At 39.0% G+C, this 13,624-nt stretch carries 2 protein-coding genes and 1 pseudogene; 1 reads left to right on the top strand and 2 read right to left on the bottom strand.

From position 1 onward, the window contains the following. Positions 1-146: 146 nt before the first annotated feature. The gene (locus QT994_RS26470; RefSeq protein ID WP_333179907.1) at positions 147-512 is read left to right on the top strand and encodes a hypothetical protein; all 366 of its coding nucleotides are present in this window, start codon (positions 147-149) and stop codon (positions 510-512) included. Positions 513-1,102: 590 nt separating this feature from the next. Here QT994_RS26470 and QT994_RS26475 read toward each other — a convergent pair. Together QT994_RS26475 and QT994_RS26480 are read right to left on the bottom strand one after the other, a co-directional pair. Then, positions 1,103-7,765: pseudogene (locus QT994_RS26475) on the bottom strand (amino acid adenylation domain-containing protein); the annotation flags it as partial. A gap of 263 nt (positions 7,766-8,028) precedes the next feature. Then, on the bottom strand, positions 8,029-13,476 hold the full coding sequence (locus QT994_RS26480; RefSeq protein WP_333179910.1) for an AAA family ATPase: 5,448 nt from the start codon (positions 13,474-13,476) through the stop codon (positions 8,029-8,031). Between the last annotated feature and the right edge of the window lie 148 nt (positions 13,477-13,624).

The raw sequence follows: 13,624 nt of genomic DNA on the forward strand, positions 1-13,624 counted from the left end.
TTATCAAATCTCTCACGAATGAAGAAGTTTTATCTCTCTGTGGTTGGGACTATATCCTTGAAGCTATATTAAGTGCAACTTCATAGTAAATTGGTATCACAGATTTAGGGTCATTGCCGGCAGCTATAGATGCTTACAAGCAACGGATGGGTATTGAAGAAATGTTCCGAGACTGTAAAACGGGAGGCTACGATCTTGAAGGAACTAGCTTAAAAGGAGACCGACTTATTAAGATGATTTTGCTCATGACGCTCGCCTACAGTTCGGGAATATTTCAAGGCAATGAAATGAGGAAAAAGCAGGTGCAAAAATATGTATCTCGCCGCAAAGAACCTAAAAAAAGATATCGAAGACGGAGTACATTTGGTGTAGGTTTAGATGGAGAAAAGTGGGTGAATTATCTCGAACAATATTCTGACGAGGTAGAACAGTTAATGAAGTTAACTCCTTCTAAACGTCGCTTTTACCAACAAGGTATGCGGGCTGCAACCCTTATACAGTCTATCTCGTAGACCTCTTTGTCACCCCCCCAGCTTTGGAAGTGGAACAGTTAATGAAGTTAACTAGAAATAAACGTCGCTTTTATCAACAAGGTATGCGGGCTGCAACCCTAATTCGGTCTATCTCCTAGGCCTCTTTGTCACCCCCCCAGCTCTTTCTGTTGCGTCTTGGCTACTATACCATGTTTTTTTTACGATTTAATCCTAACTTCTGCTTGGGCCGACACATTGCCGTGGAGATCACCCAATTTCCAGTCTGATGAGCAAATAATTCACACAGCTCTACCTGCATTGGCATCTGGATGCTCTGCCACTAGCGCTTTGACGAATGGTTCGGCATTTGTCAGATGACTAAATTGCGGTTTTCCTCTCGGTTTCGACTGTAAAATACCCTCGGTCTTTTGAAGATTCACCAGTTTTTGGACTAGACTTTTACTGACTCCAAATCTAGTAGCTACTTTCCTAATTAGCATCTTTTCTGCTAAATGAGCCTGCACTATTTTTTGCCGGAGATCGAGAGAATACGCTTTCCGACGGTTTGACTACAACAATGATATTTTATTGGACCTCATAACAGCGGAAACCGGTGTATATTGGAGGCGTTATCTGTAGTCGGCATTTAGAGAATTGGTATAAGGCGCGGTTAGTCTAAACTTCAGTAAGTACGATAAGTAAGTATTTAACAATCTTTCATCTATAGGTGGACAGCTAATGCAGCTACCAACTAAACCATCGATCACGTTTTGAGAATCAAAGCAAGGAAGTGTAATCGTCTGTGCAGATACGGTTTCATCAGAGAAAAGGCTGACCAGTGGATGCAAAGCATTTTCTGGTGAATTATCAACAAGTTTTAATAACTCGCAGTGCCACTGTTCGTAAGGAATGCGTTCAAGGGAGTAGCCAAAAGAGCCAAGGCAATCGCAAAGCTGATTCCAAGAAAGAGGATGAGGATTAACTAAATGAAAAGCTTTTCCCACTAATTCTTTTTGTTTGGATAAATGAACAATCGCTTGGCTGACATAATCCACCGGAGTCATGTCTAACAGGATGTCTAAATCAGGTGTTTTTCCCATTTGAATGCAGCCTTTAACCATTATGCTGATTAAATCGGCAGTATTGCAAATACCTGTTTTGCTGTCTCCCGTGATGAATCCCGGTCGATAAATATAAACAGGTAGCCCTCTAGAATGGGCATTCCTAACTAAATTTTCAGCAACCCATTTAGTTCGATCGTATCCCTGTGTAAGTTCATTGCCATTCCCAAGTTTGTCGTGTTCGTAAACAGCTTTTACCTGATAGTAAGAAGGCGTACATAAAACGGCGACAGTTGAAACAAAATGCACTGGTTTTATCTTCACCAAGCAAGCTAATCTCAATACTTCTTGAGTACCCAAAACATTTACTGCTTTTAGTGCAGAGTATGGATAAACCAGATTGATTGATGCACCATTGTGGTAAATTACATCAATTTTGCTTGCCAGGGCAGAAAATTCATTTGATGTAAGTCCTAAGAAGGGTTGAGATAAATCTCCTAAAACTGGGATGATGCGGTTGCTAATAGTTGGATTAGAAAGTACATAGCGTTCTAGACTGTTTTGGATCTTCTCTATGCCTTGTTCGAGATTGGATGCTCTTACCAGGCAATAAATATTTGCCGGAGTTTTATTTAGTAACTCATTAAGTAAGTGAGTACCGAGAAATCCAGTGGCTCCTGTTAATAAGATATGGGATGGTTCTTTATCCCATTCAAAATTTATATTTTCAGGATAGATGGTAGGATCTAAGATTGCTTCCGCATTTAGATCGATCGTTTCTTCTTGCGGTGATGTAGAAGTGGAATCTGTCTGACTAGCGACAGCGATCGCATCCGCAATTCCAGCAATAGTCGGTACTTCAAAAAATTGTCGCAGTGATACTTCTACCTGAAAAGCATCTTTCACTTTAAACATTAGCTGAGTAACTTTTAAAGAATGCCCGCCTAGATCGAAAAAGCGATCGTAAATGCCAACTCTATCGATACCGAGAATCTTTTTCCAGATTTCAGCTAACTTTTCTTCCACAGGAGTACGAGGCGCAATGAATGCTGTTTCTAGTTCTTCTCGATTTCCTTCTGGCACTGGTAAGCTTCGCCGATTTACTTTTCCAGAAGGAGTTAAAGGCAGTGCTTCTAAAAATACAAAAGCATTAGGAATCATGTATTCAGGCAATTTTTCTTGCAAAAAGTGCCGCAGTTCGTTCGGAGAAGATGCGAACTCTTTGGAAGCAACTACATAAGCCACTAAACGCTTGTCGCCTGGTATATCTTCCCTAACAATAACAACAGCTTCTGCTACGTTTGGGTATTGTGCCAAAGCAGTTTCGAGCTCTCCTAACTCAATCCGAAAGCCGCGAATTTTTACTTGGTCGTCAATTCGACCCATATACTCGATGTTACCATCTGGTAAATAGCGGGCTAGATCGCCAGTTTTGTACAGTTTTGAGTTTTGAGTTCTTAGTTTTGAGTTTTCTTCTAATTCAGAACTCAAAACTAAGAACTCATCACTATTTAAGAAGGGGTTTTCAATAAACCGTTGGGATGTTAAATCTGGTCGGTTGATATAACCATTGGCTAAACTAACACCGCCGATGTAAAGTTCTCCCGGAATACCAATTGGTACTGGTTGTAATTGTGAATCGAGGATGTGGATTTGGGCGTTGCCAATAGGACGACCGATCGAGGGTAATTTTGGCCAATTTTCAGGTGAACCCGTGAGAGTAAAGGCCGTTACGACATGACTTTCGGAAGGGCCATATTGATTGTGTAAAGTGCAATCTTTTAGCTGACTAAACCAATTGACGAGCGCTCTACTAATTTGCAACTGTTCGCCAGCAGTAATAATTTCTCGCAAACTATCAGGTATGGTTCCTCGCTCCTCAGCAACCTCAGCTAGATGCTGAAGCGCAATAAAGGGAAGGAACAAACGTTCGATCGCTTCATCTTGTAGAAGCTTCAATAAAGCTACTGCATCTTTGCGAATAATGTCTGAAATTAACACCAAAGTGCCGCCAGAACACCAAGTGGAAAAACACTCCTGAAAAGAAACATCGAAACTGATGGGGGCAAATTGGAGAGTTTTAGTAGCAGGAAAAGCAAAATTTTGTAATTGCCAATCGATCAGATTCACCAGGGGACGGTGACTCATTGCTACCCCTTTTGGTTGGCCTGTCGAACCTGATGTATAGATAACGTAAGCTAAATGGTCGGGCAATACGGCTGTGGAGGGGTTATCTTGCGGGCGTTGGGCGATCGATTTCCAGCCCCGATCTAAACAAATCGCTGGTATCCCATACTCTAACAGTGGCGGCAATAAACTTGCCTGAGTTAGCACTACTGGAACTCCGGCATTTTCCAGCATATAAGCTATCCGTTCTTGCGGATAAGCCGGGTCGAGAGGTAAGTAAGCCGCACCTGCTTTTAAGATACCCAAAAGTCCGATCGCCATTTCCAGCGATCGTTCTACGCAGATACCTACTACCGTATCTGGTACAACTCCTAGCGATCGTAAATGATGCGCTAATTGATTCGCCCTTTGATTCAACTCCCGATAAGTCAGTTGTTGCCCTTCAAATATTACTGCTATTGCATCGGGATTTTGCTCCCCTCGATCTTCAAATAACTGATGGATGCACTTATTTTGAGAATAATTTGTCCCAGTAGCATTCCAATTTATTAACTGCTTTTGTTCGGTAATTGTTAACAAAGGCAACTTCGATACAGACTGCTCTGGATTGGCAACCATGCTTTCCAGTAAAGTGATAAAATGCCCAACCATATGGGAAATAGTAGTAGCATCAAATAAATCGGTATCGTACTCAAAACGACCAATTATTCCTTCCGGTCTTTCATCCAATTCTAAGTACAAATCGCACTTCGACGTACCAGCATGAACATCCATCTGGCGAACTTGCCAATCATCAGAATCCAAAGTTACGATCGGCGGTTCTAAAATAAACATTACCTGAAATAATGGATTCTGACCCAGTTTTCTTTCTGGTTGAAGTTCTTTTACCAACTTCTCGAATGGCAATTCTTGGTGAGCAGAAGCTGCTAATACTACTTCTTTTTCCCTGGAAAGTAACTGTCGAAAACTGGGTAAACCAGAAAGGTCAGTACGCAGAATCACCGTATTGAGGAAGTACCCAATTAATCCTTCAATTTCCGGTCGGTTTCGCCCACCAATAACAGTGGCGACGGGAATATCTTCTTGTCCCGAATAGCGGTAGAGCAAAATTTTGAATGCCGCCATTAATGTCATAAATAAAGTGACATTTTCCTGAAGAGAAAAAGCTTTCAAAGCCTCAGTTAAACTCTTGGAGAGTGCCAGAGTTTGCATTGCACCTCGAAACCTTTGAACTGGCGGTCGTGGATTATCGGTGGGCAAATGTAGGGGGGGCAAATCTGCTAATTGCTGTTTCCAGTAAGCTAGCTGTGGCTTCAGTAATTCTACTTGTAGTTGTTGCCGCTGCCAGTAGGCAAAGTCGGCATACTGAACGGTTAATTCTGGCAGGGAGGAGGGTTTGCGATCGCAAATAGCTTCGTAGAGTGCTACCAGTTCGGGAAATAGCACGCTGTATATAGAAACCGCATCTAAAATAATGTGATGTACGGTTATATATAGTCTGTAATCGGTCTCGCTGATTTGAATTAAGGTAGGTCGTAACAACAAATCAGAGGTAAGATTAAAAGGTTGCCGTGCCTTTTCTGTTACCAACCGCAAAGCTTCTGTTTCGCGCTCGCTTTCTGACGCTATTTCTTGAAGATTAATTAATGGCAGAGGTAAATAGCAACTTGGCTGAACGATCCGAATTGGTTGCCCATCGAAGACAGAAAAGTTGGTTCGCAGAATTTCCTGGCGATCGATAATTTGGTTGAAACTTTGTTCTAACGCTACTCGATCGATCGAACTCGGTAAGTAAATTGTAAAGTGTTCGTTATAAAAAGGATTACCCGGTTCCACTTGTGCCAAAAACCACATCTGTTGCTCGCCAAAAGAGAGAGGCAAATTCTGGTTGCGAGAAATCACTTGGATTGGAGAAACTTGTAACCTTGAGTTTGTTTGAAGTTCTGTTTCTATTTGCTGGGCTAATTCGGCTATTGTGGGTGCTTCAAACAAAGAACGCAGAGACAATTCTATTTCAAGCGTATTTCGGATGCGAGAGATAAATCGAGCAGCTAGTAACGAATCTCCTCCGCATTCCCAAAAGTTGTCATGAATCCCAACTCGCTCAAAACCTAAAATTTCCGACCAAATTCTTGCTAGCACTTCTTCAACCGGAGTACGAGGAGGAACAAAAGGCATTAACTCAAGCTCGCGTTCCAGTTCCAAAACATCTGAGTTATAGACAATATCGGTTACAGTTTCAATATTGCTATTTGACAGTTCATTTGTGATTTGTCTAGGTGACGGTAGCGCTTGACGATCCAGTTTGCCGTTGGGAGTTAGCGGCAATTCTTTCAGGACAACAAAGTTAGAAGGCACCATATATTCGGGCAACTTCTGTTTTAAGAAGTTACGGAGGGTACGGGTAACGGTGCGTTGCAAAACTTTCAAAAGTTTCTGTTGTTCTAGGAGATAATCTAAGCTTTTTTGGATGATAAGTTGCTGTGTTGGCGTTAGCTCGAACTGAATTCCAGTTTGCTGTTCTTCTTGCCATACTACTTGACCTTCTACCCACAAAAATTGAGCATTTTCTGGTAGCTGTAGGTGCAAGCGGATGCGACTACCTCGCTCTAAAATTTCTGTCATTCCTACTAAGCTAATACCACCTCTTGAAATGTCTTCGGTGGTTACTTCTATAGTACGATTACCATCAAATTCAACCAAGCAAGGACTTTGATAAGGTATCCGTTCCGGGATGAGATTAGAGACGATGTAGGCGACTAAACGCTTGTCACCCGGTACGTCTTCCCGGACGATCGCAACGGCTTGTCGCACATCAGGATGTTGTTGCAGTGATGCTTCAATTTCTCCCAGTTCGATGCGGAAGCCGCGAATTTTTACTTGATTGTCGATGCGACTGATAAATTCGATGTTGCCATCTGGAAGATAACGAACTAAGTCGCCAGTTTTGTAGAGGCGTGAACCCGGTTCGTTGCTAAAAGGGTTGGGAATAAATTTCTCTTGAGTCAAATCGGGCTGGTTGAGATACCCCCGCGCTAGACCATCTCCACCAATGTACAGTTCCCCTGGAACACCAATTGGCACCGATTGCATTTGGGTGTCGAGCAAATAAACCTCCGTACTGGCTATAGGGCGACCGATAGGAACAGAATTCCCTATCTGACTGGGATCGGTTATTGGATAGCAGCAGGTAAAGGTTGTATTCTCAGTCGGGCCATAGCCATTAATGAGAATACATTCTTTTAATTGTTGAAGAAGCTTCTTCACATGAGGGACAGATAAGACATCACCCCCCGCTAGGAGTTGACGCACATTTTTTAAGTCCTCAAGTCGCTCATCCACCATCAGGTGAAACAAGCCTGCTGTAAGCCACAGTGTCGTGACCTGGTATTGCCTAAGAGCTTCTCCCAACTCCTGCAAAGATGGAGTATGGGGGGGCATAACCACCAGTCGCGCACCGTTGAGGAGGCTGCCCCAAATCTCAAAAGTTGAGGCATCGAACGAGATGGGGGCAAGTTGAAGGAATACTTCTTCTGCACTCAGGTTGGCATAGTTGGTTTCTTTGACTAACCGCACCACCCCTCGATGTATGATGCTTACACCCTTGGGCTTACCTGTCGAACCCGATGTGTATATCACATAGGCCAGATTGTCAGGTGTCACTTCGCTAGTAGCATTTTCTTTACTCTGTTGGGAAATTTCTACCTGATCAAAGTCTAAGCAGATGACACGTGCGGAGTGTGGGGGAAGTTTCTCGATCAGCTTTTCTTGGGTGAGCAGCACTGGCACTGAGGAGTCTTCTAACATGAATGCCAAGCGCTCGTGTGGATACGTTGGGTCGAGAGGAACATAAGCACCACCGGCTTTGAGAATTCCCAGGATTCCCACAATCATGTCAAAGGAACGTTCGACGCAGATGCCTACTAACACTTCTGGCCTTACTCCGATCAATCGCAGGTAATGCGCCAACTGATTCGCTTTTACATTCAGCTCTCGGTAAGTTAATTGTTGTCCTTCAAAAAACACCGCCACCGCATCCGGTGTACACTCCACTTGATATTCAAATATCTGATGAATAACTCCACCTTTCAAACGATCGAACATTTGATGTTTCCTCTAAGTAATTATACTAAGTAACTGATTGTAAGCGATTATCTATAACTTTCACTCTGAAGCAATGCTCAACTAAAAACCTTTGTGTTTAGCGAAAAGCTTGACAGGTTCGAGCTAAGTTTAAAGCTTACTCTTCTGTCCGCTATTTTTGGGATCGGTGCTACTAAATATAGGTTACTCCAAATTGAAAAAAAATCACAAATTTAGGAGCGATCCAAAATTATTTACTACCTTCAGAATCAACCAAATAAAATCTACACTAGGGAGCTTGACTTTTGGCGATTTTGTTGCTTTACAGGAATCTCAATTATGAACTCCGCACCTTGACCTGGTGTGGAAACGCAGTTCAGTTGTCCGCCATGTTTTTCAACCACAATTTGATAACTAATAGACAACCCCAAACCCGTTCCAGAACCAACGGGTTTGGTTGTGAAGAATGGGTCAAATAGTTTACTACGCACTTCTTCTGTTACGCCAGTTCCATTGTCAGCAATCCGTATTCTTATCCAATCGCAATCTATTACTTCAGTTACGATAAGAATCGTGCTAGAATTTTCCTTCATCTGTGTTTGTGGCCGATGGCGATGTTCTAACGCATCAATAGCATTAGTAAGAATATTCATAAATACTTGATTTAATTGACCGGGGTAACACTCTACTAATGGCAGTTTCCCATACTTTTTAATTACCTGAATTGCTGAATGAGCAGCCTTTTTATTCAAATGGTTTTGCAAAATTAGCATCGTACTTTCAATACCCTCATGTATATCTACTGATTTCATATCTGCTTCATCTAAACGGGAAAAATTTCTGAGTGACAAAACGATTTCGCGAATACGGGTTGCTCCCAGTTGCATTGAAGAAAATATTTTAGGTAAATCTTCCAGTAAGTATTCAAAATCGATTTCTTCGATATAATCTTGAATTTCTGGCTTATAACTAGGATTGCTTTGTTGATAGAGAGCAATTAAATGTAATAATTGCTCGCTATATTCCTTAGCGTGGTTTAAATTACCATAAATAAAGTTCACCGGATTGTTAATTTCGTGAGCAACGCCAGCAACTAATTGTCCCAAACTAGACATTTTTTCAGTTTGGATAAGTTGTGCTTGAGTTTGCCTTAGCTCATCCAAAGCTTTTTGTAATTTAATTGCTTGACCTTTTAATTTATCATTTTTTTCGCTTAGTTCAAATGTGCGTTCTTCCACCTTTTCTTCTAACGTGCGGCTGTATTTTTCTAAATTTTTATAAAGCAAAGCATTTTCTAAAGAAATAACTATTTGTGTAGAAAGTATTTTAACGATTTCTAAACGAGCAGATGTAAATGCCCCAACAGTTAAATTATTCTCCAAATAAATGATGCCAATTAGTTTATTTTGATTAATAACTGGAGCACATAAAATGGATTTAAGTTTAGCTTTAATGATATACGAATCTTTGACAAATATTCCCTCTTTTGCGGCATTATTTAAAATAATATTTTCTTTTGTCCTAGCTACGTAATTTATTAAAGAAACTGGTATATTTTGGCTATTATCTATAGATGTCGATGGCCACAAAGTTATTTTTTCTTGCTCTACAGCACCAGTTGCTTTGATCGTTAAAATACCATCGGTTTCTAAAACAAGGCAGCTAGTTTGAGCGCCAGCATTTTCCATTAAAACTTTTAGTAATTTATCCAAAAACTTATCAAGTACAATTTCGCCAGCAAGAGCTTGCGATGCTTTGATAATAGTTGCTAAGTCTAAAACATCGGCTTTAGTTCCTACGGTTGAAGAACTTGTCGTAACAGTTAGTTCTCGACAAGAAGTTTCATTAGAGGTTAAATATAGTAATTGCGGGTATCGTAATTCCAAATCTTTAACTTTTGCTATTGCTCCCCAACGAACATAACAATAGTATGAGTCTACTAAATATGTTTGAGCTATTTTTTCTCTTCCAAGACTGCGGTAAAATTCTGATGCTCTTTCATTCGCTATTGCTTCTTCGTGAATATAACCTTGTTTTTTTGCTCCTTGAATTGCCAGATCGTAATATTCCATTCCTGGTAATATATGCCCTAAAAACTTAGCTTTTTCTGCTTCTATTAAATAATATTTATGTTCGTAATTCATGGGAGCATATAATGACCATTTTTTTAATTTTATTTGGTTTAATTCCACTTGTTGTAGGTCTATCTCTGGCTTATTTTCTCCAATAATATAATATTGTGCCAGTAAAATCATAGAATAGTAAAAATTTTGTTCGCCTGTATGTACTACACCGGCAGAATAACTAGAATATTCCTCGGCTAGCTTTGCATAACTAACTGCTTCTGCGTAATTTTCAAATAAATATAAAAATATTGATTTGGCAAGATACGTATAAAAAAGTAATGCACCATTATTTGATTCAATCAAACCAGGTAGCATTACTTCTTCATCGAATAAATTACCGAGCGCTCTACATTCATTGTCGGTCTTATTTAAAAGTTTCAAAACTAATTGTCGCCAAATTGTAATAAAAACGCTAAAGTAATTTTGTTTTAAATTAACTAATAAGTTTGTGTAAAGAGTTTGCTTAGCACAGACTTCATTTAGATGCTCGCCTACAAAAAAAGAATAAACTGAAGTGTAAATAGCCGCGTAACTAGCATACTCTAAATCGCCACTTTCTAAACCATATTGAACAACCTCTTGTAAAGGTTCTAGGGTTTCCCTCACATGGCTTACCCAAATTTTAATATGATTATAAAATATTGAATATGCTTTCGCTTTAACTTCTTTTGCATTCAATTTTTCCACTAAATTTATTCCTAGTTGACCGAACTGATACCCACTTTCAATATTATCTATTGAAGTACAAAGGAGCAAGCCATGAAAAGTATAAGCGAAAGCAGATAGTGCTGAATTTCCATATCTAATACAAATATTGACCATCGTAAACACGATCGGTGCTAAAAGTGCTGGATTCATTACATAGGCTGGAGTTGTCGCTTTAACTAATATTCGCATGGCTGCAAGTTTATCAGGGTCAGTCATTTCTGGTAAATTGCTTAAATTACCAATATCTAATTCTTCAGGCAATTTTTCAACTAAAGGTTCTCCTAGCATTTCCAGCACTAACAACGACGTGTCAAGTGCTGCTTGCATCTGATTGAGAGAAATATAAAATTGAATTTTTATTTCGTATGTTTTGACTTTTTCTAAAAGCGAAGTAGCTTGTTTTAAAATAATCTCACCAAGGAAAGTTGATTTTTCAAAATTACCATTTAAATATTCTACTTCTACTGCTTCTATATGCAGAGAAAAAGTTAATTCATAATTAATATGCCAGCTATCTTCAGCAAGTAATTCTAGTCCGAAATTTAAGTATGTCTGCGCGAGTTCATAAGCTGCTGCTGCCTTTGCTTTCCGCGCAGATAACAGATTTAACTCAGCTAGCTCTTGTTTGATTTTTTCACTTATAATTAACTCTGTAGCGATATTTAAGTGATTAACAATATCAAAAACTTTATCTTCTATTTCTGTTGTTTTAGTATTCTTTAGCAATAGTTGACCGACTTTTAAATGAATTTCTTTTTTTTGAGCTGCTGGAATCAAAGAATAAGCGGCTTGTTGAACGCGATCGTGCAAAAATTTATACTCAATATTTAGAGGTAAGCTACTTGGGTTTTCGATTTCTTCAACTAATGGTAATGACGTATTTAAATCATCACTCAGAGGAATTTTATAAGCACCGCTTAAAGGTAAAATAAAATCTTCTTTAAGTGCTTGCCAAAGCTCGTTTGCTGTAGATGATAAAGATTTTTCATTAACAATTGCTAAATCGTTTAATGTAAATGTATTTCCAATACAGGCTGCCACTTTTAAAACACTTTGCGTATAATTAGGCAGTTTTTGAATTTTGTTAACCATTAATTCAACAACATTATCCGTAATTTTAACTTCTTTAATTTTTTGAACATCCCACTGCCAACTACCAGCGTTTAGATCGAATAAAAGTAGGTTTTCTTGGTAGAATGTTTTAAGTATTTGAGTTACAAAAAATGGATTTCCAGCCGTTTTGTTAAAGACTATTTTCGCTAGAGGAAAGGCTGTTTCTAATTCGCAGTGAAGCGTGTCTGCAATTAATTGATTAACGTGAACAGTATCTAAAGGTTGTATATCGATCTGATTTACATTAACTCCAGCTTTTTTAATTTCATCCAAAAGTAACATCAATGGATGAGTCTCGTTAACTTCGTTATTTCGATAGGCTCCAATTAACAAAAAGTATTGACTATCTAATGACATCATTAGTAGCTGGAGTAATTTTAATGAAGCAGAATCAACCCACTGTAAATCATCTATGAAAAGAACGAGAGGATGTTTTTGACTGGTAAAAACACCCAAAAACTTTTGGAAGACTAAATAAAATCGATTTTGTGATTCTCCAGGTTCTAATTGAGGAACAGGTGGTTGCAGCCCAATAATTAATTCCACTTCAGGAATGACATCAATAATAACTCTGCCATTTGTACCCAAAGCTTTTAATAATTTATTTTGCCAAATTTCGACTTTTTCTTTGCTTTCAGTTAATAGCTGTCGCATCAAGTTCTGAAAAGCTTGAATCATTGCAGCATAAGGAATACCGCGTTTAAATTGCTCGCATTTCCCCGAAGTAAAATAACCCTTTCGCGACACAATTTGTCGATCGATTTCATTAATCAAGGCTGTCTTGCCGATTCCTGAGTAACCGGAAACAAGTATCATCTCACTCTTACCTTGACTGGTTCTTTCAAAAGCAGCGTTTAGGGTAGCAATTTCTCGCTCGCGACCGTAAAGCTTTTGGGGGATTTGAAATTTAGCAAAAACATCATGCTGGCCGAGAATGAAATTTTTAATTCTTCCGTTAGTTTGTAGTTGAGTTAAACACGCTTCCAAATCTGCTTTAATTCCATAAGCGCTTTGATATCTATCCTCAGCAGTTTTAGCTAGTAATTTCATCACGATATCAGATATTATTTTCGGGATAGTTGGATCTAGTTCATGGGGTAAAGCTGGTATTTTGGCAATATGACTGTGAACGAGTTCCATCGCATCTGTAGTTGGAAAGGGTAACTGTCTAGTCAGCATTTCATAAAATGTGACGCCCAAGGAATAAAAGTCAGTACGATAATCAATCGCCCGATTCATCCTACCAGTTTGCTCTGGGGACATATAGGCCAAAGTTCCTTCTAATAGATAGGGATTGCTGACCAGATATTTTTCTTGTGTAAGAAGTGATGCAATTGAAAAATCTACGATCTTTACTTTTAATGTTTGAGAATTAATAATGATGTTATCTGGCTTGATATCTTTGTGTATAATATTTAGTTTATGTACTTCTTCTAAAGCTTTAGTTAATCCAATTGATATTTGCAAGAATACAAATAAATCTATACAATCACCAGACTGAATATTTTTTTTCAGTGAATTGCCACCAAAATCTTCTAAAACTATAGCTATATAATTGTTAGATTTTTCTATTGCATAAGCTTTGATAATACCTTCTGATTTTAAATTTTTAATTAATTCATACTGATGTTCAAATACATAAATATCTTTCCTAGAAGGATATTCTTTTTTAAGAATTTTAATAATAACAGGTTGACGATCTCGAATTCTCCGCGCTCTATAAACCAGAGTTATTAAACTATCGTGAATTTTTTCTAAGTATTCATAACCTGCAATAATAAACATGGCGTAATTGCTCAACTAGGGGAAAAAATGGAGCCATCAATAGAGAGAGCTTGTTGAATAGATTGATAAGCAGTTAAACCTTGACGCTTCCCAGTATTGACAACTGAACGAACTGCTGCAAATAAATCTCGCCCCCATGAAGAACGGA

Origin of the sequence: Microcoleus sp. S13_B4, assembly GCF_036700885.1 — a bacterium.
Taxonomy (GTDB): Bacteria; Cyanobacteriota; Cyanobacteriia; order Cyanobacteriales; family Microcoleaceae; genus Microcoleus.